23 protein-coding genes and 1 tRNA gene are annotated in these 25,768 nt (G+C 64.5%); 20 read left to right on the top strand and 4 right to left on the bottom strand.

Annotated features, from left to right (window positions below; genetic code table 11):
• The first annotated feature begins 28 nt into the window (after positions 1-28).
• Positions 29-478, top strand: a complete 450-nt coding sequence (locus NVV79_RS21390) for a GNAT family N-acetyltransferase (protein ID WP_303993911.1) — start codon at positions 29-31, stop codon at positions 476-478.
• A gap of 126 nt (positions 479-604) precedes the next feature.
• Complete coding sequence (locus NVV79_RS21385; RefSeq protein ID WP_303993908.1) at positions 605-1,501, top strand: endonuclease/exonuclease/phosphatase family protein; 897 nt, start codon at positions 605-607, stop codon at positions 1,499-1,501.
• A gap of 110 nt (positions 1,502-1,611) precedes the next feature.
• Here NVV79_RS21385 and NVV79_RS21380 read toward each other — a convergent pair whose 3' ends face one another.
• Positions 1,612-2,718, bottom strand: a complete 1,107-nt coding sequence (locus NVV79_RS21380; protein WP_303993906.1) for a pyridoxal phosphate-dependent aminotransferase — start codon at positions 2,716-2,718, stop codon at positions 1,612-1,614.
• A 364-nt stretch (positions 2,719-3,082) separates the two neighbouring features.
• Between NVV79_RS21380 and NVV79_RS21375 the strand changes: the two genes are divergently transcribed.
• The 6 genes from NVV79_RS21375 (at position 3,083) to NVV79_RS21350 (ending at position 7,492) form a co-directional block, all read left to right on the top strand.
• Positions 3,083-3,289, top strand: coding sequence for a hypothetical protein (locus tag NVV79_RS21375; RefSeq protein ID WP_146289622.1), 207 nt, complete (start codon positions 3,083-3,085; stop codon positions 3,287-3,289).
• Between the two features lie 165 nt (positions 3,290-3,454).
• A tRNA-Lys gene (locus NVV79_RS21370) sits at positions 3,455-3,530 on the top strand.
• Between the two features lie 110 nt (positions 3,531-3,640).
• Entirely contained in the window at positions 3,641-4,024 is a 384-nt protein-coding gene (locus NVV79_RS21365; protein WP_303993902.1) for a cytochrome c family protein, read from the top strand.
• Between the two features lie 150 nt (positions 4,025-4,174).
• The gene (locus NVV79_RS21360) at positions 4,175-4,879 is read left to right on the top strand and encodes a YjbE family putative metal transport protein (protein WP_303993900.1); all 705 of its coding nucleotides are present in this window, start codon (positions 4,175-4,177) and stop codon (positions 4,877-4,879) included.
• A 112-nt stretch (positions 4,880-4,991) separates the two neighbouring features.
• Positions 4,992-6,170 carry a GNAT family N-acetyltransferase gene (locus NVV79_RS21355; RefSeq protein ID WP_303993896.1) on the top strand — a complete coding sequence of 393 codons (1,179 nt, stop codon included), beginning with the start codon at positions 4,992-4,994 and terminating at the stop codon, positions 6,168-6,170.
• Positions 6,167-7,492 carry a lipopolysaccharide biosynthesis protein gene (locus NVV79_RS21350; protein ID WP_303993892.1) on the top strand — a complete coding sequence of 442 codons (1,326 nt, stop codon included), beginning with the start codon at positions 6,167-6,169 and terminating at the stop codon, positions 7,490-7,492. Before NVV79_RS21355 ends, NVV79_RS21350 begins: the two co-directional genes overlap by 4 nt.
• Before the next feature lie 110 nt (positions 7,493-7,602).
• Here NVV79_RS21350 and NVV79_RS21345 read toward each other — a convergent pair whose 3' ends face one another.
• Positions 7,603-8,163, bottom strand: a complete 561-nt coding sequence (locus NVV79_RS21345) for a hypothetical protein (RefSeq protein WP_303993890.1) — start codon at positions 8,161-8,163, stop codon at positions 7,603-7,605.
• Positions 8,164-8,341: 178 nt separating this feature from the next.
• Between NVV79_RS21345 and acs the strand changes: the two genes are divergently transcribed.
• The 8 genes from acs to NVV79_RS21305 all read left to right on the top strand — a co-directional run bounded on the left by acs (position 8,342) and on the right by NVV79_RS21305 (position 17,217).
• Positions 8,342-10,285: an acetate--CoA ligase gene (gene acs, locus NVV79_RS21340; protein ID WP_303993887.1), complete on the top strand. Its 1,944-nt coding sequence runs from the start codon at positions 8,342-8,344 to the stop codon at positions 10,283-10,285.
• A gap of 472 nt (positions 10,286-10,757) precedes the next feature.
• Positions 10,758-11,846 (top strand): glycoside hydrolase family 3 N-terminal domain-containing protein, encoded by a 1,089-nt coding sequence (locus tag NVV79_RS21335; RefSeq protein WP_303993886.1) that lies wholly within the window; start codon positions 10,758-10,760, stop codon positions 11,844-11,846.
• A 114-nt stretch (positions 11,847-11,960) separates the two neighbouring features.
• Positions 11,961-12,758, top strand: coding sequence for a UDP-2,3-diacylglucosamine diphosphatase (locus tag NVV79_RS21330; protein WP_303993884.1), 798 nt, complete (start codon positions 11,961-11,963; stop codon positions 12,756-12,758).
• A 205-nt stretch (positions 12,759-12,963) separates the two neighbouring features.
• The gene (locus tag NVV79_RS21325; RefSeq protein WP_303993881.1) at positions 12,964-14,025 is read left to right on the top strand and encodes a glycosyltransferase family 1 protein; all 1,062 of its coding nucleotides are present in this window, start codon (positions 12,964-12,966) and stop codon (positions 14,023-14,025) included.
• A gap of 88 nt (positions 14,026-14,113) precedes the next feature.
• On the top strand, positions 14,114-15,316 hold the full coding sequence (locus tag NVV79_RS21320; RefSeq protein ID WP_303993879.1) for an MFS transporter: 1,203 nt from the start codon (positions 14,114-14,116) through the stop codon (positions 15,314-15,316).
• Positions 15,317-15,485: 169 nt separating this feature from the next.
• The gene (locus tag NVV79_RS21315; RefSeq protein ID WP_303993877.1) at positions 15,486-15,833 is read left to right on the top strand and encodes a helix-turn-helix transcriptional regulator; all 348 of its coding nucleotides are present in this window, start codon (positions 15,486-15,488) and stop codon (positions 15,831-15,833) included.
• 8 nt (positions 15,834-15,841) lie between these two features.
• Positions 15,842-16,318 (top strand): SRPBCC domain-containing protein, encoded by a 477-nt coding sequence (locus NVV79_RS21310; RefSeq protein ID WP_303993874.1) that lies wholly within the window; start codon positions 15,842-15,844, stop codon positions 16,316-16,318.
• Between the two features lie 107 nt (positions 16,319-16,425).
• Positions 16,426-17,217 (top strand): alpha/beta fold hydrolase, encoded by a 792-nt coding sequence (locus NVV79_RS21305; RefSeq protein WP_303993871.1) that lies wholly within the window; start codon positions 16,426-16,428, stop codon positions 17,215-17,217.
• 135 nt (positions 17,218-17,352) lie between these two features.
• Here NVV79_RS21305 and NVV79_RS21300 read toward each other — a convergent pair whose 3' ends face one another.
• A complete protein-coding gene (locus tag NVV79_RS21300) occupies positions 17,353-17,856 on the bottom strand; it encodes a helix-turn-helix domain-containing protein (RefSeq protein WP_303993868.1) in 504 nt (167 codons plus the stop codon).
• 98 nt (positions 17,857-17,954) lie between these two features.
• On the opposite strand from NVV79_RS21300, the gene NVV79_RS21295 reads away from it, so the two are divergent.
• On the top strand, positions 17,955-18,539 hold the full coding sequence (locus NVV79_RS21295) for a dihydrofolate reductase family protein (RefSeq protein ID WP_303993866.1): 585 nt from the start codon (positions 17,955-17,957) through the stop codon (positions 18,537-18,539).
• Between the two features lie 1,753 nt (positions 18,540-20,292).
• Here NVV79_RS21295 and NVV79_RS21290 read toward each other — a convergent pair.
• Positions 20,293-22,218: a hypothetical protein gene (locus NVV79_RS21290; protein WP_303993863.1), complete on the bottom strand. Its 1,926-nt coding sequence runs from the start codon at positions 22,216-22,218 to the stop codon at positions 20,293-20,295.
• Between NVV79_RS21290 and NVV79_RS21285 the strand changes: the two genes are divergently transcribed.
• From NVV79_RS21285 to NVV79_RS21275, 3 genes are all read left to right on the top strand, one after another.
• The gene (locus tag NVV79_RS21285; protein ID WP_303993860.1) at positions 22,112-23,938 is read left to right on the top strand and encodes a hypothetical protein; all 1,827 of its coding nucleotides are present in this window, start codon (positions 22,112-22,114) and stop codon (positions 23,936-23,938) included. The genes NVV79_RS21290 and NVV79_RS21285 overlap by 107 nt on opposite strands.
• Before the next feature lie 279 nt (positions 23,939-24,217).
• The gene (locus NVV79_RS21280) at positions 24,218-24,610 is read left to right on the top strand and encodes an Hpt domain-containing protein (RefSeq protein WP_303993857.1); all 393 of its coding nucleotides are present in this window, start codon (positions 24,218-24,220) and stop codon (positions 24,608-24,610) included.
• 203 nt (positions 24,611-24,813) lie between these two features.
• Positions 24,814-25,575 carry a nucleotidyltransferase domain-containing protein gene (locus NVV79_RS21275; RefSeq protein WP_303993855.1) on the top strand — a complete coding sequence of 254 codons (762 nt, stop codon included), beginning with the start codon at positions 24,814-24,816 and terminating at the stop codon, positions 25,573-25,575.
• Positions 25,576-25,768: the final 193 nt, after the last annotated feature.

The raw sequence follows: 25,768 nt of genomic DNA, 5'->3' as shown, positions 1-25,768 counted from the left end.
CATCGTGGCCGGGGCAGGGAGGACGATGATGGGATACGAACTCATCGACGTGGTCGCGCCGGAAGATTGGGCGGCCTATCACGCCATCCGCCGGCAGGAGCTGTTCGAGGCGCGCGGCCGGCACGGCGTCTATGACCCCGACTATCCGGGCGAGCGCCTGCCCGGCATGTACCCCTACCTGCTCAAGAATGACGGTCACCCGCTGGGCACGACGCGCCTCGATATCCGCGGCGACGGCATGGCGATATTCCGGCTTGTGGCCATCACGGCCGCGGAGCAGGGCAAGGGCCATGGGCGCGTGCTCGGCCGGATGGTCGAGGACAGGGCGCGAGCCTTCGGCGCGACAGTGTTGCTGGTCAATGCCGCAAGGCCGGCCGTTGGCTATTACGAAGCCACCGGCTGGCATCGGCATGTGTGGGACGAGAGCGAACTCGCAGATATTGCCAGCGACTGCATCCAGATGCGCAAGCTGATCTGAGCGGGCCGGTCTCGCGCCGGGCTTGCATGTGTCGGCCGACTGGGTCACCACTGGTCTGTCGAACCGGGGGGCGTCGGTCTGAACATAGCGTCGGAAATCCGTGGTCTGCTGACCGGCCTGTCCGTTGTGGCGGCGCTGCTCCTATTTGCCGTCAGCGTCGATTTCGGCGTGCCGGGGCAGGAATTGCTGAGCACGCTGCGCTTCCATATTGGCGGGGCGCTGCTGCTCCTGCCCCTGGGGCTGGCGCTGGCCGGGGCCCGGCTGCGGGCGCTTGTCATGGTCGGGCTGGTTGGCCTCAGCCTGGCCCAGGGGGCCGCCATCGTGCTGGGTCAGCAGCAGCGCCGCGCGCCGCTGGAGAACGATGCGCCGCAGGCCAGTTTCCGCGCGCTCAGCTTCAACATCCTCAAGGACAACCGGCGCAGGGCCGACGCCGCGACATTCGTCGTCGACAGCGATGCCGACATTCTGGTGCTGATGGAGACATCCGGTCTCGGCGCGACAGGGCTGGATGCCGTTGCCGCCCGCTACCCCTATCGGCTGGGCTGCGACACGCTGGCTGTATGCGACGTGGCGATCTTTTCGCGCACACCGCTGGCCGATACGAGGATATTGCGGCTCGAGGGTCTCAACCGCCGCCGGTTGCTGACCGCGGCGACAATCATCGAAGGGCGGCCCGTCACCATCGTCGCCCTGCACCTGACCAAGCCCTATTTCGACAATGTCGCCGTGTTTGAACTGCACCAGGCCCGGGCGGTCATCGGCGCCATCGAAGGCCCGGTGCTACTGGCGGGCGATTTCAATGCCGCTGCCTGGTCGGCGCAGATCGCTGCTTTTGCCAGCGACCTGGCCCTGGTGCCACCATCAGGCTACCCCGCCACCTGGCCCGTCGAGATCGCGCCGCTGGGCGTGCCGATAGACAATATGTTCACCCGCGGCCCCGCCCTGATCCGCGAGATCGCACCGACGCCCGAAGCCTTCGGCTCCAACCATATGGGATTGCTGGCGACGGTCGATCTGTTTTGAGAACGTCGGCGCGATGGGAATTGACTTCATGGTGAGCTTGTCGAACCACGAGGTCGAGCGAGTGGAGCCATCGTGCCACGCCTCATGGTTCGACAGGCTCATCATGGGGGCTACCGGGCCAACTCCGCCACCACCTCGCCCAGCGCCTGGTCGAGCAAGGCCCGGTCGGCATCGGTTCCGGCGCTGATCCTGATGCAGCGATTGAGTCCCGCCACCACCGGCTTGCGCACGAAGACGCCCCGCGCCGCCAAGCCATCGAGAATGGCCTGTGCGTAGGGACCGTCGCGGCCGCAATCGACTGCCACGAAATTGGTCGCCGTCGGCAGCGGCATCAATCCGTGCCGCCGCACGATGGCGGCAGTATCGTCCAGCGAGCGCCGGATTTCGGCCAGCGACTGCTGCAGGAAGGCGCCATCGGCCAGTGCCGCGATGCCAGCCGCCTGCGCCACATTGCTGATGCCGAAATGGTTGCGGATGCGGTTGAAGGCCGAAATGTTGCGCGCTTCGCCGAAGACGTAGCCGACGCGGGCACCAGCCAGGCCATAGGCCTTGGAAAAGGTGCGCATGCGCAGCAGGTTCGGCCGCTCCATGTCGAGCGGTGGCAGCGTGCCTGATGGCGCGAATTCGCCATAGGCCTCGTCGAGCACGATCATCGTTGTGTCGGGTACGGCTGATATGAACCGCTCTACCGAGGCGGCGTCCCACCAGCTACCCATCGGATTATCGGGATTGGCAAGATACACCATCGCCGCCTGCGTCTCTCGCGCGGCACGGGCCAGGCCGTCGATATCCTCGCGGTCCCCGATATAGGGCACGGTATGCATCTGCGCGCCATAGCCGTGGATGTGGTAGTTGAAGGTGGGATAGCCGCCCAGCGAGGTGACCACCGTGCTGCCGGGTGCCGCGAACAGGCGCACGGCCATGCCCAGGATCGCGTCCACGCCCTCGCCGGGCATCACATTGGCGAAGGCAATGCCGAGATGGTCGGCTATGGCGGCGCGCAGATCGTGGTTTTCCGGGTCCCCGTAATGCCAGCTCTCGCGGGCCGCCGCCGCCATGGCGGCGAGAACGGAAGGGGCGGGACCGAACTGGCTTTCATTGGCGCCGATTCTCGCGCGCAGCGGCACGCCGCTTTGCCGGACGATGGCCTCGGGGCCGACAAAGGGCACGGTTTCGTCGAGGCCGGCGGCAATGGGCGACAGGGTTGGACGGGGCACGGGCTGCGACTCGCTGTTCTTGGCCGGGCCATCCTAGCCAAGCCCTCGACCTGCCGGAAAGCGATTCAAACGCGCACGCGATTCTCTGGCCAGGCCCGCAAATTCCGCCCTGATTCTGCCGCTTTCGGGCCGCTTCGCCAATCGCGACGGAATTGGGGCAGGTTTTTACACAGGCCGCCCCCAGTGCTCGCGACGCTCCATGCCTACGGAAACAAGGCCTCTCCGGCAGGCTGCGCAATCGGTCGTTTTTGAATCAAAAGCCGGGCGTTCTGGCAAGTTTGAGGAAGGCATGCGCGCGCACCTTTGGCTCGCGTCACCTCCCTGGCGCTCCCAAAAATCTGATTCCTCAAAGGAGCTTCGTGCCATGCCGCCCACCTACGTTCTCGCCCGAGATCACCTGCAGCGCGCCGCGACGATCCTGCAGGGCGTTGACAGTCGCTCGCGTCAGTTGCGCTATATCATCGAACGGACCATCACCCTCATGGATGAAACCCGGCAGGAGCCGGCATCCAGGCCCAGCAATGTTCTGGATTTCGCAAGTTTCCGCGAGCGCCAGGCCAATTTCGATTGATCCATCCGTGGCGCTGGCCGGATTTCCGCCGGCGCCACCGGCTCCTCAACGGGTCTGCCGCCCGTGACACTCTCGTGACAATCCATGCAAGGAAAGTGCTGGCGGGTGCTGGACAGCACGGAATCACTTTGCTAGAGAGGCGCCACTTTGGAAGCTCCGGCATTGGGGCGAGTAGCTCAGCTGGTAGAGCAGACGACTCTTAATCGTCGGGTCCACGGTTCGAATCCGTGCTCGCCCACCAAAGTTCCTCATTCATAAGCATGGTTTGCAGGCAGGCCCGCTTCGGTTTGCCTATCGCCAATTCCCGCGATTTACGGCACATTGACCACTCGTCGTGGACGGGAGGGGACAATGCGGTTCCTGCTGGTTTCGGCTCTGTGCCTCATGGTCATGCCTGTGGTGGCGCAGGAAGCGCCTTCGGTGTTCAACAAATGCCTGGCCTGCCATGCGATCGGCGAAGATGCCGTCAACAAGGTCGGGCCACGGCTCAACGGTGTCGTGGGGCGTCCGTTGGGGAGCCTCGACGATTACAATTATTCGCAGGCCATGCTGGCGGCGCGGGACAGCGGGGTGGAGTGGAACCGTCAAACCCTGACGCGCTTTCTCAAGCTGCCGAAGCATTTCCTGCCCGGCACCAGCATGGCGTTTGCCGGCATGACCGACCGCGCCGAGATCGACACCCTTATCGATTACCTGGCCAGCTTCGACGCGAACGGCACGCACATAACGCCCTGAAGCCGTATCTGTCTGTCATCAACCTGTCGGCATCGTGCGCCTTTGGCCGGAATCCTCAGACTTTGGTCGGTCCCTGTCGTGTTTCGCTTGCAGTCCCGGGTGAGGGGGTATAGGCGGATCATTGCTTACCCGCCTGAGGATATCCCACCCATGTTCGGCATTGACCCGAGTTTCCTGAGCTCGCTCGTTCAGGTCATTCTTATCGACCTGGTTCTGGCTGGCGACAATGCTGTCGTGATCGGCCTGGCCGCAGCGGGGCTTGCCTCGGACGTGCGCCGCAAGGCGATCCTCATCGGCATTCTCGCGGCGACGCTGCTGCGCATCTTCTTCGCGCTCATCACCACCCAGCTTCTCTCGCTCGGCGGCGGGCTGCTCATCGCCGGCGGCGTGCTGCTGCTCTATGTGTGCTGGAAGATGTTCCGCGAGCTTACCGTTTCGCAGGCCGACGAGCACGAGGCGCAGGAAGCGCTCGAAGATACCGACAAGAACGCCGATGGCACGGTGGCCGGCAAGGCGCCACGCAAGACCCTGCGCCAGGCCGTCATCCAGATCATCATTGCCGACGTTTCCATGTCGCTCGACAACGTGCTGGCCGTGGCCGGCGCGGCGCAGCACCATTTCGAGGCGCTGATCATCGGTCTGGCGCTGTCGGTGGTGATGATGGGCGTTGCCGCCACTTTCATCGCCGGCCTGCTGCACAAGCATCGCTGGATCGCCTGGGTCGGCCTGCTGATCATCCTGTTCGTGGCCCTCCGCATGACGCTCGAAGGGCTTGGCGCCTTCGTCGCCATCCCGGAAATTCCCTTCGTCTATACGCCGCATGCCGTCGGTGCTGCTGCTGCGGTTGCCCATTAGCCTTTGGTAACCACGGAGCGAGGTTTGCGGCATTTGTCGTGCCGCAATAGGGATTTGCTCACCTGCCAGGTCTAGCTTTCCGCTCAAGTCATATGAGCGGGAAGTAGCCACAATGTCCTTTATCGCTGATCGGCTGGCATCCGACGCCAGCCATAAGGCGGAGCGCACCAGCGGCATTGCCGTGCGCCGGCTGCAGACCCGCATTGTCGATGGCGCCGAGTGGGACCGGACCATTGCCGGATTCGACGAGGTCTGCCAGGAGCAGATGCATGCTTTCGCGGCGACGCGCTGGCCCTCGGTCAAGCAGGAGCCCATGCTGTTCCTGCTCGATGGCGAAGTCGTCGGCGGCGCGCTGATCATGGTGCAGTCGCTTCCGCTCGGGCTGGCGCGCATCGCCGTCTCGAAATGGGCCCCGATGCTGAAGGACGTTTCGCGCCCCGATGCCGATGCCATTCATGCCGGCATGGTCGAGGCCATGGTGGCCGAATATGCCCATGAGCGCGGCCAGATGCTGTCGGTGCTGCCGCGCGCGTCGATCCATCCGGTCAATCGCGAATATGAGCGGCTAGTGGCGCGCGGCTTCAAGCGCGGGTCCGAACTGGGCTTTCCCGCGCGCTATATCGTCAACCTGCGCCTCAGCGACGAAGAACAGCGCAAGAGCTTCAACCAGACCTGGCGGCGCCAGCTCAACAAGTCGGAAAAGGCCGGGCTCAGCTTCGAACATGCCGACCCCGCGCGCATCGCCGATTTCGACACGCTCTATGCCGCCATGACCGACCGCAAGCAGTTCGCCGACCACTCGGCCTATGAAACCGTGCCGGCGCTCATGGCCGTCGACGTGCCGGCTTTGCGGCCCGAACTGTTCTTCGTGCGCCACGAGGGCGAACTGGTCGCCGGCGCGCTGATCTTCAAGGCGGGCGACCGGGCCGTCTATCTCTATGGCGCCACCAACGACAAGGCGCTGCCCCTGCGCGCCGGCTATTTCATGCACTGGCACGTCATCCGCTGGCTGCGCGACAATACCAGGGCCACCTGGTACGACCTGGGTGGCACCGACGGGTTCCAGGGCCTGCACCAGTTCAAGAAGGGCATGGTGGGCGAGGCCGGCGTCATTCAGCCCGTGCCCCCTGTCGCCAACTATGCCAGCCGGCCATTGGCCCTGCTGCTCGGCACCGGCGCCTTTGCCCTTCGCGACGCGCTCCACGCCGTGCGCCGTACCGTCGATGGCTGGCGCAATCCCAAGACCAAGGCGACCCAGACCAGACCGGGGCGCGACGAGGCGGGGGAATGAGCCTGCATCGCCGCCTTGCATCGCAGTCATCAGTCATTTTCGGCGCACGGCTGGCGGGCGCCGGGCTCATCTTCCTGGTCCAGGCGCTGATCGCGCGGATCTGGGGCCCCGAGCTGCTTGGGGAATATCTGCTCATCATCGCCACGGTGAACCTGATCGCCGTGGTCATGCCGCTGGGCTTCCACACCGTCGGCACCTATTTCGCCGCCGAATACCGGGCGCGCGGTGAGCGCCGGCAGTTCATCACCTTCATTGCCCGCGCCTATGGCCATGTCGTCGCCACGCTCGCACTGATCCTGCTGCTGGGCCATCCGCTGCTGGACATGCTGGGACAGGGCGGCAGCGTGCTGGCCGACCATTTCATTCCGGTGGCTTTGCTCGCCTTCGCCACGGCCATGGTCTATGTCAACGGCGCGCTGTTGGTCGGGCTCAAGCGGCCGTTTGCCGGCTTTTTCGCCGATACGATGTTCCGTCCCATCGTCGTCATCGCCGCCTTCCTTGTCACCATGGGCTTCGCCGTGCCGGTGGAAGGCTTTTCGGCGATGCTGTGGCTCGTGGCGGCCGGCTATGTGGTGATCGCGCTGGTGCATTTCGCCTTCGTCGTGACCTCGCTGAACCGCATTCCCGATACGGCCCCGCAACGCCCGGTCGAGGCCGCGCGCTGGTGGCGTTTCGCCCTGCCATGGGTGCTGATCTCGCTGGCCACGGATTTCTTCTTCGATATCGACCTGCTGCTGCTGAGCCATGCCCTCAGCCGCGAGGAACTGGCGATCTTCGGCATCTGCACCCGTATTTTCGCGCTGACCTCCTTCGCCGTCTCGGCCGTCTATGCGGTCACGCTGCCCGACATGTTCGAAAGCGAGGCCAATGCGGACCGCGAGGCGTTCAAGCGCAAGGTGGGTGATGCCAATTTCGTCGCCAGCATCATTTCGGTCGTGCTGTTCGCCGGCATAGCCGTTGCCGGGCCGTTCGCGCTGATGCTGTTCGGCCCGAGTTTTTCGGCCGGTGCTGCGCCGCTGGCGGTGCTGTCGCTGGCGCTGGTCGTGCGATCGGTCATGGGGCCGGCCTCGCTGGTCCTGTCCATTCACGACCGCCCCTATGCCAGCCTGCCTTCGGTGGGCATGGGCGTGGTCACGCTGGTGCTGTGCAACTGGCTGCTGGTGCCCTCGTTCGGGCTGATGGGCGCGGCACTTTCGGCCATCATAGCCATCACCATCTGGTCGGTGGGGCTGTGGTGGGTGGCTTTGCGCACCGCCAAACTCGATGTCTCGATTATGCAGTGGTTCCGCGCCCGCCGCGCCGCGGCCGTGCCGGCGGAATAGAGACCTCATGGTGAGCTTGTCGAACCACGAGGTCGGGCGAGTGGAGGCTTGCTTGCCACGACCTCGTCCTTCGACAAGCTCAGGATGAGGTCTACTTTCAAAGCACCAGGTTAGCCTGCCAGTCCCAGTTTCCGCTTCAGCAGGCCGAGCCGGCCGATATTGGCGCCGCTGTCATAATCGTCTGTGACCTTGGTATAGGGCTTTTCGATCAGCAGGTAATCCTGCCCGAAGATGTGCTTTTCGAGCAGGCAGGTTTCCTTGTAGCCATAGCGCTTGAGCAGCAGGCGCGTGACCTCGTTTTCCGGCCGCACGAATGTATAGGCCTTGTGGAAGCGGCCATTGTCCCAGTGCTCGTCGAAGGCGCGCATGGCGAACATGCCCAGCTTGGTCTGGCGATGGCTGGGAAAGACCCAGCCCCAATAGCGGAAGATGGCGCCGCATTCGGGACCGGAAACCATGGCGCCGCCCGCCTCGCCGTCAGCGCACATGATCATGATGTGCCAGGGGTCGAGCGCCAGCAGGGTGCGCAGGAAATTCTTGTTCAGCCGGCCCATTTCGTGGGCCTTGAAGCGGTCGCTGTAATATGGGGACGTGGCGATCACGTCCATCAGTTCGCGGTGGACCAGGTCGATATCGGCCGGCCCGGCGGCCCGAATGGTCATCTCGGCCATGATGGCACTCCCTTTGCGTCCGGTCCCGGCAAAACCCGACCGGCGCGGAAGCATCCTAGGCCGGATGCAGTTAATGGGCGGTAGTCTGTGCGCTACCCATTAAGTCGCAGAGTCAAGGCCTTGCCGGGGGCGGGGTGGGTCATTAGAACGGGGTCAGGGAGAGACAAGGGAGGATAGTATGAGCGAGCAGCTCGTATTCCAGCCAAGTGCGGCCGCGATCGCACGCACCCGGACCACCAAGGCCCAGTATGACGAGATGTATGCGCGCTCGATCAGCGACCCCAACGGGTTCTGGGCGGAGCAGGCCAAGCGCCTTGATTGGGTGAAATTCCCGACCAGGATCAAGAATACCAGCTTTGCCTATCCGGATATTTCGATCAAATGGTTCGAGGACGGCATTCTCAATGTCTCCTACAACTGTCTCGACCGGCATCTGGCTGATCGTGGCGACCAGACCGCCATCATCTGGGAAGGCGACTCGCCCGGCACCGACAGCAAGGTGACCTATCGCGAGCTGCATGACCGGGTCTGCCGTTTCGCCAATGTGCTCAAGGCCAATGGCGTCAGGAAGGGCGACCGCGTCACCATCTATATGCCGATGATCATCGATACCGCGGTGGCCATGCTGGCCTGTTCGCGCATCGGTGCCGTTCACTCGGTGATCTTTGGCGGCTTCTCGCCGGATTCGATTGCCGGCCGCGTCTCCGACTGCGGTTCCAGCATCATCCTGACGGCCGATGAAGGCCGCCGTGGCGGCAAGACCGTGCCGCTCAAGAAGAATGTCGATGATGCGCTGGCCAAGGTCAGCGGCGTCGACCGCGTCATCGTGGTCAAGGTCACCGGCAATCCGGTGAACATGGTCGAGGGCCGCGACGTCTGGTATCACGACGAAGTGGCCAAGGTGGATGCGAACTGCCCGCCCGAGCCGATGAGCGCCGAAGACCCGCTGTTCATCCTCTATACGTCCGGTTCCACCGGCAAGCCCAAGGGCGTGCTGCATACCACCGGCGGCTACCTGCTCTGGGGCTCGCTAACCCACGAACTGAGCTTCGACTATCGCGATGGCGAAGTGTTCTGGTGCACGGCCGATGTGGGCTGGGTCACCGGCCACACCTATATCGTCTATGGCCCGCTGGCCAATGGCGCCACCACGCTGATGTTCGAGGGCATTCCGAGCTATCCGGACGCCTCGCGCTTCTGGCAGGTGGTGGAAAAGCACAAGGTCAACGTGTTCCACACCGCGCCCACCGCGATCCGTGCGCTGATGGGGGCAGGGGCCGAGTTTGCCGACAAATACGACATGCCGACATTGCGCCTCCTAGGTACGGTGGGCGAGCCCATCAACCCGGAAGCCTGGCGCTGGTATCACGAACATGTCGGCAAGGGCCGGTGCGAGATCGTCGATGCTTGGTGGCAGACCGAAACCGGCGGCCACATGATCGCGCCATTCCCCGGCGCCATTGCCACCAAGCCCGGTTCGGCTACCGTGCCCTTCTTCGGTGTGCAGCCGGTCGTCCTGTCGCCCGAAGGCGTGGTGCAGGAAGAGACCAAGGCCGAGGGCGTGCTGGCCATCAAGGACAGTTGGCCGGGCCAGATGCGCAGCGTCTATGGCGACCACAAAAGGTTCGTCGAGACCTACTTCACCCAGTACAAGGGCTATTACTTCACCGGCGACGGCTGCCGCCGCGACGAGGATGGCTATTACTGGATCACCGGCCGCGTCGATGACGTGCTCAACGTCTCGGGCCACCGCCTCGGCACGGCCGAGGTGGAAAGCGCGCTGGTCAGCCACCCCAAGGTCTCCGAGGCCGCAGTGGTGGGCTATCCGCACGACGTCAAGGGGCAGGGCATCTATTGCTATGTCACCCTGATGGCCGGCGAAGCCAGCGACGAGGCCCTCAAGGCCGAGCTCAAGACCTGGGTCCGTAAGGAAATCGGCCCCATTGCCACGCCGGACCTGATCCAGTGGGCGCCGGGCCTGCCCAAGACCCGTTCCGGCAAGATCATGCGCCGCATCCTGCGCAAGGTGGCCGAGAACGACTTCGGCTCGCTGGGCGACACCTCCACGCTCGCCGATCCGGCCGTGGTCAACGACCTGATCGAGAACCGCCAGAACCGCTAGGTTCCGGGAGCCGCATCCAGGCCAAATACCCCCACCCTCATTCCCTCCCCACAAGGGGGAGGGAAGCTCGCTCCTTGGGCGGGAAGATATTCGAGATGATCCTTGAAGGTCGATCTGGCGCCGCCCTCCCCTTGATGGGGAGGGATTGAGGGTGGGGTGAGCCACACGCACCGATGTGGCCGTTCAAAATGACAAGGGCCGCCCGCCTAGCCAACGGATCGTGCCCAAACCTTCAAAAAATCACGGGCGGGGAACCCAAGATCCCCGCCCGATCACAGGCAACGGCTTCATGGGCTGAAGGTTGAAAACGGCCCATGCGCCAGGTCACCAATGCCAGATTGGCATGCCTGCCCCCGGCTCCGCACCCCCTAAATGAGGGGTGAGTATGGTATTGACGCGGCCGGCGCCGCCATTGATTCGGCGGCATTTGCCGATCAAGGTCGCAGCAGTGATTCTTGCCCGGACCATCCTCGTGACCCCGTTTTTCCGCCTCGCCGCCGTTCTGCTTCCGCTGCTGCTGCCTGCCTGGGCGCATGCCGCCACGCTCGAACAGATGGCCGGCCAGATGATCGTCGTCGGTTTCCAGGGCGACGATGTCGACGATGCGCCCGTTGCCGGCCTGCGCGATGAGATTGCGGCCGGCCGGCTGGGTGGCGTCATGCTGCTCAAGGTCAATGTCCGGAGCCTCGATGCCGTCGCGGCGATGAATGCCGCCTTCCGCGCCGCGTCGCCCGACCTGCCGCCCTTCATCACCCTCGATCAGGAGGGTGGGGCGGTCGAGCGGCTGACCAGGGATGTCGGCTTCAAGGAAATCCCCAATGCCGCCGCCATCGCCGCCGCCGATTCTCCGCAGGAGGCCGAGGCGGTCTATGCCGAAATGGCCGCTTCGATCGCCGAACTCGGTTTCACCGTCAATTTCGGTCCCATCGCCGACGTCAATCTCAACCCGAACAACCAGGTCATCGCCAGATTTGGCCGCGCCTTCAGCGCGGATCCGGCCGTGGTGGCCGAATATGACGCGGCCTTTGTCAGGGCGCATCATGCCGCGGGCCTGCTCACCGTACTCAAGCATTTCCCTGGCCACGGATCGTCCACCGCTGACAGCCACGAGGGCTTTGTGGACATTACCCAGACCTGGCAGCAGGCCGAGCTCGATCCCTATCGCGCCCTGATAGCGGATGGTCTGGTCGACATGGTCATGGTAGGCCACCTCTACCACGCCGATTATGCCGATACAGGCACCCAGACGCCCGCTTCGCTTTCGCCGCAATGGATCACTGGCGTGCTGCGCGACGAGCTGGGCTATGATGGCGTCGTCATCAGCGACGATCTCGAAATGGGCGCCATCCGCGATCATTTCACGCTCGAGCAGACCGTGATCCAGGCCGTCCGCGCCGGCACGGATGTGCTGCTGTTCTCCAATACCGCCGATTACCGCGCGAGCCTGGGCCAGGAAATCCTCGATATCCTGCTCGCCGAGGCCGAAGCCGACCCGGCTTTCGCGGCGCGGATCGAGCAGAGCCATGCGCGGATCGTGGCGCTGAAAGGCCGGATACGCTGAAAGCGGTGACACGAAGGCGTGTCCTCCGCTTTCCCCACCTTCTCTCCGCCAACGGTTTCCACCTGCTTCATCCGCGGATAAAGTGCGCCCCCACGAAGCAGGAGTCGTTGCTTGATGACGGATGATCGCGAAGTCCGACAGGTCCGGGCGATGTTCATTTCAGACGTCCATCTGGGCATGAAGCCGATCCGGGTTGGGCAGCTCATCGAATTCCTGCGCGCGCATGATGCCGAGACCATCTACCTGGTCGGCGATATCCTCGATGGCTGGCGTCTGGCCAAGTCCTGGCACTGGCCCGGCGAATATAATGTGCTGGTGCAGATCCTGCTCGACAAGGCCAATGCCGGCACGCGCGTCGTCTATCTGCCGGGCAATCACGACGAGTTCCTGCGCGAATATCTCGGCACTTATTTCGGTGAGGTCGAATTCGTCGACCGCACCGTCCACACCTCGGCTTGCGGCAAGACCTATCTCGTCATTCATGGCGACCAGTTCGACGTGGTGGTGATGAATGCCAAGTGGCTCGCCCATGTCGGCGACTGGGCCTATAACGCCGCCCTGCGCGTCAATATCGCCATCAACTGGGTGCGGCGCCGGCTGGGGCTGCAATATTGGTCGCTCAGCGCCTGGGCCAAGCAGAAGGTCAAGAATGCCGTCTCGGTCATCGGCCGCTTCGAGGAAGCGCTGGTGCACGAGGCCAAGGAATCGGGCGTCGACGGCGTCATCTGCGGCCATATCCACTTTGCCGACATGCATGATCGCCTGGGCATCCACTATATCAATACCGGCGACTGGGTGGAGAGCTGCACCGCCATCGTCGAGAATGTCGATGGTGCGTTCGAGCTGGTCAAGTGGACCGAAATGGTCGCCGGCGAACCCCGCAAGTTCCGCCTCCGCCGCGCCGCGAGCTAGCTCTGCAACCAGCGTGTGCTCAAGCTCAAACTTCGCCCATGCGCCTCCCTCCCCTTGATGGGGAGGGATTGAGGGTGGGGTGACGGGAGCCACAGACAGCCTAAAGAACACGCGGCGCTGTCAGCCAACCGTCACGCTCCGTTCACGCCACCGACTTGGACTCAGGCGAGCCTGCTGCGCAGTCGAACCTTGTCGCGGTGCTGCCGTGCCCCATTCATTCATCGGAATTCCCTCTCGCCGCATCCTCATCGTCACCGACGCCTGGCGGCCGCAGATCAATGGCGTGGTGCGTACGCTCGAAAGCATCGCCCGCGAGCTGGCCGAGGCGGGGCATGACATAGCCTTTCTCACGCCCGAGCGGTTCTGGACGCTGCCGGTGCCGTCCTATCCCGAAGTGCGGATTTCGCTGGCGAGCCTGGGCGCGGTGTCGCGGCAGATCGAGGCCGCCGCGCCGGACCATATCCACATCGCCACCGAAGGGCCGCTGGGCCTGCTGGCGCGGCAATATTGCCTCAATCATCGCCTCGGTTTCACCACCAGCTTCCATACCCGCTTTCCCGAATATGTGGCCATGCGCGTGCCGGTGCCGCAGGAATGGAGCTATGGCTATCTGCGCTGGTTCCACGCCGCGGCCGCCCGGACCATGGTCCCGACTCCTTCACTGCACGACGATCTCCTGGCGCGCGGCTTCGACCGGCTGATGCTGTGGAGCCGGGGTGTCGACGGCACCCGCTTCCGGCCCGGCCCCAAGACGCTGTTCGCCGATCTGCCCGGACCGCACCTGCTCTATGTCGGGCGCGTCGCTGCCGAAAAGAATGTCGAGGCGTTTCTCGATCTCGACATTGCCGGCACCAGGATCGTGGTTGGCGACGGCCCCGATCGTGCCCGCCTGCAGAAAGCCTATCCCGACGCCGTCTTCCTCGGCTATCGCCATGGCGAGGAACTGGGTGAGCTTTACCGCAGCGCCGATGTGCTGGTCTTTCCCAGCCACACCGATACATTCGGCAATGTCATCACCGAGGCGCTGGCCTCCGGCACACCCGTCGCGGCCTTTCCGGTCACCGGCCCGCGCGATGTGCTTGATGATCCCAAGGCCGGCGCGCTCGATGAAAACCTCAATATCGCCGTCGCCCGCGCCCTCACGCTGGATCGGACCGATGCCCGCGCCCATGGCGAGCGTTTCACCTGGGCGGCCAGTGCGGCGCAGTTTTTCGCGGGCCTCGAACCGCTCCGCGCCGGGCTGCAGCGGCTGGCCCAAGCCGGATAACAGTAAAGCGGCAACAAGCCGCTTGCGTTGCCCGCCGATGCGAGGCACCAAGGGTTCCGGGCGCTGATTTGCCCGGAGTCGGTTTTCCATGTTTTCGGCATTTTCGCGCTCGGCCAGTCCCGAGCTGCGCGCCTCGCTATACCAGTTCACCGTCTATATTCCGGGCGGCGTGGCGTCGGTCTTTCTCGGCATCTGGCTCAGCGAGCACGGCATTCCCGCCGACCAGATCGGCATCATCAACGCGCTGCCCACCTTCTGCCTGCTGCTGCTCAACATCATCGTTGGCCGCGTTGCCGACAAGGCCGATGACTGGCGTACGGCGCTGATCGTCATCTCGCTGGCTTCGGCACTGGCGCCGCTGCCGCTGTTCTTCGTTTCCGAATTCTGGGGCATCCTGCTGGTCTGGGCGCTGTGCGCCACCTCAAATGGCCTGGTCGCGCCGGTCATCGATGCGGCCACCGTGCGCATGACGCGCCGCAACGGCACCGATTTCGGCGTCGTCCGGGCCTGGGCCACGGTGGGCTATGTCTTCGCCGCGGGCGGGCTCGGCCTGTTCCTGAACCTGTTGGGATCAGGTGCCTTTGTCGGTCTCTATGTCATCACCGTCGGGGTGCGGGCGGCGCTGGCCTATCTGCTGCCGCGCTTTCGTGCGCCGTCGCCCAAGCCGACACTGGCCAATACCGATCCGGCAAATCTCGCCCAGCAACCCAGCCGGCTCAAGGATTCCCTCAAGCTCTGGTTCGTGCTGCCGCTGCTGGCCTTCGCACTGGTCAATTCCAGCAATTCGGTGATCGGCAGTTTCGGCGCGCTGCTCTGGCACGAAAACGGCATTCCGAGCTATTTCCTCGGGCCGCTGCTGGGCATAGCGGCGGTGGGCGAAGCCATCCTCATGTTTGCCTGGCGGCGCTTCGGCGGACGGGTCACGGCTCGCAATATGATCCTGGTGGCGGCTTTGGCCGGCCTGGTGCGTTTCACCATCATGGCGTTCAATCCGCCGGTGGAAGTGCTGTTCTTCACGCAGCTCCTCCACGCCTTCAGCTTCGGCATGGGCTATTTCGGTGTCGTGCACTTCATCGCCAACTGGACCAACGAGGCCAATGCCGCCGAGGCACAGGGCTTCGCCAATATGCTCAACATGGCCATGGCCATGCTGGCGCTGGTCATCTTTGGCGTATTGGTGGAGCATTTTGCGGCTTACGCCTTCTTCTACTCCACCGTCACCTCGCTGCTGGCCGTCGGCTGCGTGCTACTGTCCCTGAAGCTCCGCCCGCCGAAGTCGCTGGTGGGGTAGGGCAGCCCGAGGCAGCTTTCGACCCGATGCTGTCGCAGGCTTCAATACTCCAATGCCCACTTCCGGCCGCCGCGCGACGACAGCCTGTGAGACCTCACCTTTCTTGACACACTTTCTTGGCTACCGTATCTAACCAATAAGTTAGCTAACCGATTAGTTAGGAGCGGACGTGCAGCCCGACCAGCTCAGCCTCACCCTCTCGGCTATCGCCGATCCCACCCGCCGGGCCATCCTTATGCGGCTGATGGATGGGGAAGCGTCGGTCAAGGAGCTCGCGGCGCCGTTCGAGATGAGCATCCCGGCGGTCTGCAAGCATCTCAAGGTCCTGGAAGGCGCGGGCCTCATCAGCCGTGGCCGCAACGCCCAGCTCCGGCCCTGCCGGCTCGAGGCGCAGCCGCTGCGCGAGGCCGTCAGCTGGATCGAGGAGTTTTCGAGATTCTGGGATACGAGCCTCAACCGGCTCGACGGGCTGCTCGAGCGCCTGCAGGCGGCCGATCCAACGGCCAGGAAGAATTGAGGCGCGCCATGGCTCACGATCCGCTGGAACAGCGCGAACTCGTCATAACGCGCCGCCTCAAGGCGCCGCGCAGCCTCGTCTGGCGCACCTTCGAGGATCCCTACCTGCTCGCCCAGTGGTGGGGGCCCGAGACCTTCACCTCCGATATCACCAAGCTCGAATTCCGCGCCGGCGGCGAGTGGCACGTCACCATGCGGAGGCCCGACGGCACCGAGCATCCCGTGCGCTACCACTTCGTCGAGATCCTTGCGCCCGAGCGCATCATTTACCGGCCTCTGCGCTCGCCCGAGGCGGTCCGGCGCGGCAACCTGCCACCGACCTATCTCGCCACTCTCACCTTCGAAGCGCTCGGCAACGAAACCATTTTCACCATGCGCGCCGTGTTCGACAGCGCCGCGGACCTCGCCGTCGCCGTCAACGGCGGCTTCTTCCAGGGCACCAACCAGGCCTTCGACAAGCTCGAGCGGCACCTCGCGACGTACTGATTTCAGGAGGAACCATCGTGCTGCGGCGCACTCTCGTAACCCTCGCCTTTGCCGCTGCGGCTCTTGTTGCAGCGCCCGTCATTGCCCAAACCGCAGGAGACAATCCGATGAGCACAACCAGCAGCACGGGCAAGGTCCCGGTCGGCGCCGCCGAAATCTACTACGAAATCCATGGCGACGGTCCGCCGCTGGTACTGCTGCATGGCGGCGTCGACCCGTCTCAAACCTTCGGCACGCCACTCGCCGCGATGGCGAAGACCCACAAGGTGATCGCCATTCACCTGCGCGGCCACGGCTTCAGCTCGGACAGCGAAGGGCCCTGGTCCACCGAGGCGATGGCCGACGACGTCGCTGCCGTGCTCCAGCACCTCGGCATCGGCAAAGCGCGCGTCATGGGCTATTCGCTCGGCGCCGCCGTCGCGCTGCAGGTCGCCATCCGGCACAAGGAGCTGGTCGAGAAGCTGGTGTCGGTCTCCGTCGCCTTCAGCACCGATGGCGACTATCCCGAGGCCCGGCAGGCCTTCGCGCAGATGCCTGATATGGCCGCCGAGATCGGCAAGCAGATCGCAGCCTCGCCGCTCGCGCAGCTCTATCCCGCTGTCAACTGGGAGACGATGATGCGCAAGACCGGCGAGATGAACCAGCCCGAACACGACTGGACCGAGGACATCAAGACCATCACGGCCCCGATCCTGCTGGTCTTCGCCGACGCGGACTCGATCCGGCCCGAGCATATGGTCGAATTCTGGAAGCTGCTCGGCGGCGGCCAGCGCGATGCCGGCTTCGACGGCTCCCAGCGCCCCGCCAGCCAACTCGCCATCATCCCCAACACCACGCATTACAACCTGATCCAGTCGCCGCTCCTCACCGAGGTCGCAACGGCCTTCCTCACTCCGTAGCGCTCTCCAACCCGATTGAAAGGCCTCGGATCATACTGGCCTTTTTTCAATTCGCGCTGGTTCACCCTGCCGAGCCCTTTTCCCGTTTCGGTCGTTCATTGGCTTCGATCGCGCCATCCCGGCCCGGCTGTTGTTTCAGGCAGATGGCTCGTTCATCCGCGCAAGTTCGGTTTGGTAGGCTTCGTGTAGTTCGTCGAAGGCCGATCGTATTCCCTCTGGTCGAGGGATGCCCAGATGCTGCTCGCGCAGTTCATCCATGAAACGGTCCCAGAAGGCAGGTCCACCGCGCTCAAGAAGTTCGGCGCGGACTGACAGTTCCCGACTCGCCGGGAGGTGACGCCGGCCCCAGGCGCCGAGATGCGCGAGCACGGGAACGAGTTGGATCGCCGGTTCGGCAAGGCTGTACAGAACCTTTTGCTTGTGACTGGGATCGGGTGTGCGCGTAATCATGCCCAGCTCAACGAGGCGCTGCAGCCGACTCACCAGGATATTGGAGGCGATGCCCTCATTGGAGTTTGCCAACAGCACGTTGAAGTGCCGCCGGTTGCCGAACATCATGTCCCGGATCACGATCAACGACCATTTGTCCCCGAACACCTCCAACGACAGGTTGATCGGACATCCAGAGCGCTGCTCCACAGATACATTCCTTCACGCGGGTGTAGACCACTTGTAGGTTACAACTGGTTGGGCGTACACTGCAACCAGTTGCAATTCACCATTGGTAGGGAACTGGCATGGCTATCGGGCAGAACGAGGAACGGCACGGAAGAGTGCTGTGGAACTTCATGATGTCGTTGGATGGATTTGTCGCAGGGCGCAACCACGATATGGGCTGGATGCGGACCGGTGGATATCGCGCGGAGCCGGGTGTGATCCAGGGATACATCGAACGAACCGGCGCGATCATCGCAGGACGCGACGGCTGGGACTCTCCGGGGGGCCATAGTCCCTGGGGTGGTGCATGGCGCGGCCCGATCTTCGTTCTTACGCATCACCCCGAAGATGCCGAGCCTGTTGAGAATGTGACGTTCCTGCATCGCGAACCCGCCGAGGTCGTGCAACTGGCGCTAGCCGCCGCGGCTGGCAAGGACATCATGGTGTTCTCCCCGAACATCGGCGCCCAGCTTCTCGGCCTCGGGCTCATCGATGAGATCGACCTGCACATCGCGCCCGTCCTGCTCGGTGACGGCATCCGGCTCTACAGCAAGCCAGATGGCGCCCCGATCCGCCTCACGCCACTCGCCGAGGACAGCGACACCACATCCACGGTGCGGGTGCGCTACCGACCCATCTCCCGCACAATGGATGCCGATATCTGACCGTGGCATGATCCGCGTTGGGGTGTCGCTGTGCCCCGCGTGGCCTCATGGTGAGGTGGGAGTTTTGGCACCAGCACCACAAGCAAAGACGGCCCCGGTTTCCCGGGGCCGTCTTCAATTCTGGTCAAATCCTCAGTTCAGCCGGCCACTCGCATGGGCCAGGGTCGTATAGACCTTGCCGCGGTCGCTCAGCAGGTATTCGCGCGTCTCGGCGGCCGGATGGGCGCCGGCGGCGGCGCGCTTCAGCAACTGCTCGAACTCGCCCATATAGGCCTGCGCGGTGCGGGCGAATTCGGGGTCGCGCTGCAGCTTCTTGCGCACTTCGTCATAGGTGCCCTGGCCGGCCAGCGTGTAGATGCGACGCGAGAACACGTTGGATTCCCCGGCCTGGTAGCGGGCCCAGGCATCGGCCAGCGCGCCATCGTCGATCGAGCGGGCGATTTCGTCGGTCAGGCCCGATAGCCCGCTCTGCTGCTGCGGCTGGGTGCTCTGCTGCGTGGCCGTGGCGTTGCGCAGCACGTCGCGCAGCCAACCGCCATTGTCGGTGGTGGCGACCGGGGCTTCCGGTTCGGGCTCGGCAACCGGCTGCGGCTCGGGGCGGCGCACCGGCGCGGCCGGGCGGATCGGATCGACTAGGACAGTCGCCTGTTGCGCCGGCTCCTCATAGATTTCGCGCGACGGTTCGGGCTGGCGCGGCGGCTGGTAGGCCGGTGCCTCATGGCGGATTTCCGCACGCGGGGCAGGGCGCGCCGGGCGGCGATCGTTGAGGTCATGCGTGGCCGGCTGGCTGCGCACGATGGCGTTGAGTTCGCTCAGCGCCTCGATCTGCTCGGCCACGACGCGGCGCATGGCAGCGGCGCTGGCGCGGGTTTCCTCGGGCAGCTCGTTGACACCGCGCGCCAGCTCGGCGCGGGTCGCTTCCAGCTCACTGCCCACTTCGCGGGCGGTTTCGCGCATGGCGCGGGCCGTATCGCTGAAGCGTGCCGTGGCCTCCTCGATGGCGCGCTGCATTTCGGCGACCATCATCTGCTGGGCCTGCTGCAGGGCGGCATTGGCACGGCGACCTTCGGCATCGGCGGCGCCGCGGAATTCGCCCAGGCGGCTGGTGACGTCGCCCGCGGTGGCGTCCAGCGCCTGGCGGAACGTGCCGGTGGTCTGGTCGATGGCAGCACGGACCGACAGCGAGCTGTCGGCGATCGTGTCGGCCAGTGTGCTGGTGGTCGTGACGAGGATGTCACCGACCTTGCCGGCATTGTCCTCGAGCGCGTGGTTGACCTGCGCGGCCTGGTCGCTGAGCGCCAGCCGGACCGACGAGGCGGTCTGGTTGAGCGCGGCGGCGGCGGCATCGGCGGCGCGCTGCACGGCCTGGTCGACCTGACCGGCATTGCTTTCCAGCGTCGAGGTGAAGCGCTCATTGGTGGCATAGAGCGCGTCGGTGACGCTGTCGGTCGAGGCCTTGATCGTTTCGGCAATGGTGCCTGATGTGGCGGTCAGGGCTTCGTCCATGGCGCGGCGGGCACCAATCAGGCGGCGTTCGGTATCGTTGACCGTATCGGCGATCGACTGGGCGAAGAGACGCATGCGGCCATCGATGTCGTCGGCGCGCGAGGCGAAGCTCTGGGCCAGCGAATCCATGGCGGTGCGGCGCTCTTCCAGTGTCTGCAGGGCATCGTCGCTGGTGAGTGCCAGTGCGTTGGAGGCCTGGGACATGTTGGCCGCTTCCGCATCCAGCCGGCCGAGCACGGTCGAGAATTCATCGACCATGCCGCGAATGGTGGCCTGCAGGGCGTTGACATGCTGGCTGACCATGGCGCCGGCCTGTTCGGTCTGGCCGATGGCCTCGCGGACGGTCGTCGAATAGGTCGAGGTCTGCTGGGCGACGGATGTTTCCAGATTCGCCAGGTTGGCGGTGGAGGCATCCAGCACGCGCTGCAGCAGCAGGTTGGAATCGTTGAGCTTGCCGAGCGCCGAGGGTGACATCGGTGAGGATGCGCGAGGTCGAAACGGCCATGATGGCCTCGGCTTCGCGGGCATTCTCGCCCAGTGCGTCGCGCAGCAGGTTGCCGTGATTGTTGAGGGCGCCCTGCAACTGGTCGGACTTCTCGCTGACCAGGGCGGCAAAGGCGCTGGTATGCTCTTCCACCGAGCGGTTGATGTCGCTGAGGCGGGTCTCGATCGTATCGACCGCGCCCACCGCCTTGACCGTGAGCAACTGGTCGATATCGCCGGCCGCCACGCGGATCTGCTCCAGCGCGGTGCGCACGGCGCTGTCCATGCGGTTGGCGGTATTGGTGATGTCGGTCGAGATGTTCTGCGTCGCCGCGGTGATGCGGGTGGCGATGGTTTCCTCGATCCGGTCGGCGCCGGCTTCGAGATCGGCCATGGACTGGGTGATCGAGGTATTGATCGAGGCATTGAGCGCGGCGAGGCGCTCTGCCGTGATATCGGCGCGGGCGGTGATGGCCTCGGGCAGGGTGCCCAGGCGCTGGTCGACCATCTCGCCGATGGCCTGGCGTGCCGAGGTGACACCGGTCTCGATGAGTTCGGCCGCCTGGCGGGCGCTTTCGCTGACCGTGGCACTGGCCGCGTCGATGCGGGCGGCGACGCCGTGCTCGGCATCGGAAATGCGGGCGATGGCGCTGTCGAGGCCCTCGCCGAGATTGCTGTTGAGCTCGGCGACTTTGTCGGTGATCAGCGCCGACATGGTGGTCACGCGCTCGCCCATTGCGTCGGTGGCGGTGCGCAGCGAACCGTCGATCTTGGCGCGGGCTTCCTCGCCCTGCTGGGCGATGGTGTCGGCCAGTTCGGTGGTGCGCAGGCCGATGGTTTCGCCGATCGAGGCGGTATGGGTGGCCAGCGTGTCGCTGAGCGCCTGGGTGCGGCTGCCCAAAGCTTCGGAAAGCTGCTGGGTCCGGGTGCCGACCGCCTGGGCCAACTGCTGGGTGCCACTGTCGAGCGCGCCACGCAGTTCGGTGCCGCTTCTGTCGAGTTCGCCGGTCAGGGCGGTGGTGCGTTCCTCGATCTGGCTCACCAGCGACGTGGTGCGCTCGTCGAGCTGGCTGGCCAGCGTGCCGGTGCGGCTGTCGAGTTCGAGCGACAGGGCGGTGGTCTTTTCGGTCAGCGTATCGGCCAGGCGCTGGGTGCGGCCGGCAATGGCCTGGTCGAAGGCGGTGGTGCTGCCGGTCAGCGTCTCGCCCAGTTCCTCGCTGCGCGCGCGGATGGCTTCGCTCATCTCGGTGGTGCGGGCGGCGAGCAGCTCGTCCACTTCCTTGGTGCGGCCGTCCAGCGCTTCGGCGATGATGCCGGCATGGCCTTCCAGCGAGTCCGAGATTTCGCGGGTGCGGTTGGTGAGGCTTTCGGTGATCGCCTTGGTGCGCGCGCCGAGCACTTCGCCCATTTCGCGGGTGCGTTCGGCCACGACATCGTTGAAGCGGCCGCTCTCCTCGTTGAGCGCCATTTCCAGCACATTGGCGCGGGCAGCAAAGCTGGTGCCCTGTTCGTCGAGGCGCGCGATCAGGCTGTCGCCCTTGTCGCCGATGACATTGTCCAGCGTGTGCAGGCGCGTATCGAGGATGGCGGCGATTTCGTTGAGGCGGGCATCGAACTGGCTCAGCGAGATCCTGGCCGGCCGTGGCCAGCGTGATGCGGGCGCGTTCCGACGTATCGTCCAGCGCGCCATTGATCTCGATCACCGCCGATTGCAGGCGGCTGTCCATGGCGTTGAGCTGGATGGACACCGATTCATCGAGCTGACGGGTCAGCGCGTTGAGCAGCACTTCGGCTTCGCGCGAGCGGGACGAAATGTCCTCGGCAATGCGCTGGCCGATCATGTCGAGACCGCCGGTCACTTCATGGCCGCGTTCGCGCAACTGCTCGAGCAGGGTGGCGCCGCCATCGGTCAACAGGTGCGACAAGGCCCCGGTGCGTTCGTCGAGCGCATTGGCCAGCTCGGTCGTACGGCTTTCCAGCAGGCCGGTGATGGACTGCGTGCGTTCCTCGAACGAGCCGGTCAGCGCGGCGGTGCGCTGTTCGATCTGCTGCGTGCGCGAGTCGATGGCGCTGGCGATCGATACCGAATGGGCATCGAGCGCGTCGGTCAGCGACGAGATGCGGCTTTCGACGCCTGCATTGAGCTCGGCCGCGCGTTCGTCGAGCGCGCGGGCCATGGCGCCGGTCTGATCCTCGAAGGTCAGCGACAGCCGGCTGGCGCTATTGTCCAGCGAGGAGATGAAGTCGGTGGTGCGATTGTCCACCAGCGACACGAAATTCTCGGTGCGCTCGCCGAAGCTGTTGGTCAGCGTATTGCCGGCCGTTTCGAGCGCGCGGGTCAGGTTGCCGCCGCTTTCCACGATCGTGCCGGCGATGCGCTGGCTGATCATGTCGAGGTCGAACACCAGGCCGGTATGGCTCTCGGTAATGGCTTCGCGCACGCGCTCGGTATTGGTGAGCACGCTTTCGCGCTGGCTGGCCAGTTCGGCGATCAGCGCGCGCATGCGCGATTCATTGTCCGAATAGGTGCGTTCGAGCGCGGTGACCTCGTTGTGGATCATCACTTCGAGCTCGCCGGCGCGGCTCAGCGCGCGTTCCAGCCCGTCGCCCAGCGCATTGACTTCGCGGCGCACGGCCTGGCCCACCGAAGCGACCTTGTCGGCGGCGGTGACTTCGGGCTCGGCCAGGCGAATGGCGGCCTGGGTGATGGACGAGGCAGCGTTGCGCAGGTCCTGCGCGCGGCGGAACAGGGTGGCGACGGCAAAGAAGCCGAGCACCGGCAGCACCATGATGGCGAGCAGGCCGACAAAGTCGATCGTGCCGATGAAGCGGCTGAAATCGGCCATTTGCGGGCCATAGCGCAGCCAGGCGACGACGCCGGCCACGGCCAGCCACACGATGGACAGCACCAGCGCGATCCAGGTCGGGGCGGACGAGGAGCGGTTCTGCAGGTTGTAGAGGATTTTCGAGGTCGGGAAGCGATCGTCATTGGCCACGCTGCCGGCCTGCTGGGCGATCTTGTCGGCGGCGCGCAGGCGTTCCGAACGCGCGCTGTCCGCCGGCTTCTTTTCCGGCTGCTGGGGTGCGCTGTCGAGGCTGAACACCGATTCCTTGAGGGCGTCTTCGACGGCCGAAAAGGCCAGTGCGGCGGGATCGTTTTGGGGGGTCGGATTCTTCGCCATACTCTTTACAACTCTCGCGTCGGCTTCACAGCAACAAGGCGGACCATGGGAGTTGTTATGACTCTGCACCCGTTTCCGGTGGCATCGTCAAATGGAAGCAATTCGATGCAAATGCCCCGCATCGTCCCTCAACCCTCGCCGCCGCGCGCTGGTTCAAAGCCCAGTAATACATTCAATTTGAACCAAACCGAACGCTTTCTTACCCAAAGGTTAATTTTCTGGGGATGAAGCGCGGCCATCAGAACCGCCAAACAAAGGCGAAGATGTGGCTTGGAGACCGTTTCGGAAACTCGCTCCGGCGAGTCAACTGGCGTGATTTTCGAGAACCGGAGCACAGCGTAGGTTAGGTACGTGAGCAGCGGAAGCGCAGAATATCGCGTCAGATGGCCGCTGGAGCAGAGTTTCCAAACGGTCTCCTTAATCACCTGTTCACCCGCCCGCTCTACCTTCACTCAATGCGGCATTGTCCCCGGGGCGCGTCGCCGCACCAGTTAAGGAGCCGCCAGAATGGCGCAGCGATCAGCAGCGGTCGAAAAGCTCGAACAGGCTTCCCATGTCCGGCCCATGCGTCCCATCGACCTGGTGCATCTGGCCAAGCAGTGCCTGGGCGACGAGCATCTCGAATACGAAATCCTTCGTCTCTTCGACACCACGGTCGAAACCTATTTCGAGCGCCTCGAACTGGCTGCCAGCTACGATGACCTGGCGATCAACCTCCATTCCATCAAGGGCGCGGCCAGTGGCGTCGGCGCCTGGACCATTGCCGACCTCGCCAAGGCGGCCGAGGTCGAAATGCAGGCCGGACGCCCGCTGACCCCCGAGCGCATTGCCGATCTGGGCATGGCCATCGAGGAAGTCCGCACCTTTATCGCGCGCATGCTGAGCAACGAGCCGGCCTGAACCGGCATTGACCGCGGCAGGCACCCTCGCTAGGGTCCGGCCATGATCGCGAACCACATGATGTCCATTATGCGCACCACCACCGCCTTGCGGGGGAATGGCATCGTGTGATCTGATTTTCGATCAGGACTGACGTCAACAACCCCGCCGGACACGAGCGGGGTTTTTTAATGCCCGCATGTCCGCCTACCAGGACATATCAGATGAACCAATATCATCCGGGCATCCTTGCCAACCAGGCTTTGGCTGTCGCTGCCCATGCATTGGAAACGCGCTTCGCCGGCGCGCATTTTGCCTTCGTCGCCGGCTCGATCATGCGCGGGCAGGGCACCATCGGTTCCGATATCGACATGGTGGTCATCTATCCCCGGCTGGAGCGCGCCTGGCGGGAATCCTTCGTGGAGGAAGGCTTTCCGGTCGAGGCCTTCGTGCAGGACCCGGCAACGCTCGACGTGTTTCTTGGGCGCGATGTCGAAAATGGCCGACCCGTCATGATCAACATGGTCGTCGAAGGCCGGATCGTGGGCGCACATGTCAAAGGGGCGGCGGCGCTCAGGGCCAGGGCCGCCAGCCTGCTCAAGGCCGGTCCGGCGCCGCTGAATGGGGAACGGCTGGAATTTTTGCTCTATCAGGTGTCCGACCTGGCCGACGACCTGCGGGGCTATCGCGACCGGGAAGAGATGCTGGCCATCGCCGTCACGCTTTATCCCAAACTGGTCGACCTCATGCTTTGGGGGCGAGGCCACTGGTCCGGTGCCGGCAAATGGCTGCCACGCCGCCTGCGCGCAGTCGATGCTGCCCTGGCGGACCAGCTCTCCGCTGCCATGGCCACGGCGGCGGCGGGCGATGGCGCCGCCTTGCTCGCCCTGTGCGAGCGCGAACTGGCAGCAAGGGGCGGCGCGGTCTTCGCCGGTTTCCGCCGCGTGTCAGATGTGGTGGGTTTTGGGGCGCCCATTCTGGCCTGACCCTGGTGGCACGCCCTCGTGGTTCGAGGCTCGCAAGAGCTCGCGCCTCACCATGAGGGCTACTGGAACATCGAGCTAAAAGTAGCCCTCATGGTGAGGTGCGCTTCTTCAGCGCCTCGAACCACGAGGGCGTGGCCCCACCGCCCCCCGTTTGTCGGAAATCTTCAATCCCGCCGCGCCCCCTTTTCCTACA

Source organism: Devosia ginsengisoli (genome assembly GCF_024707105.1).
Lineage (GTDB): Bacteria > Pseudomonadota > Alphaproteobacteria > Rhizobiales > Devosiaceae > Devosia > Devosia ginsengisoli_A.
The sequence above is the reverse complement of the archived record's forward strand: the minus strand, read 5'-3'. Positions and strand labels throughout refer to the sequence as shown.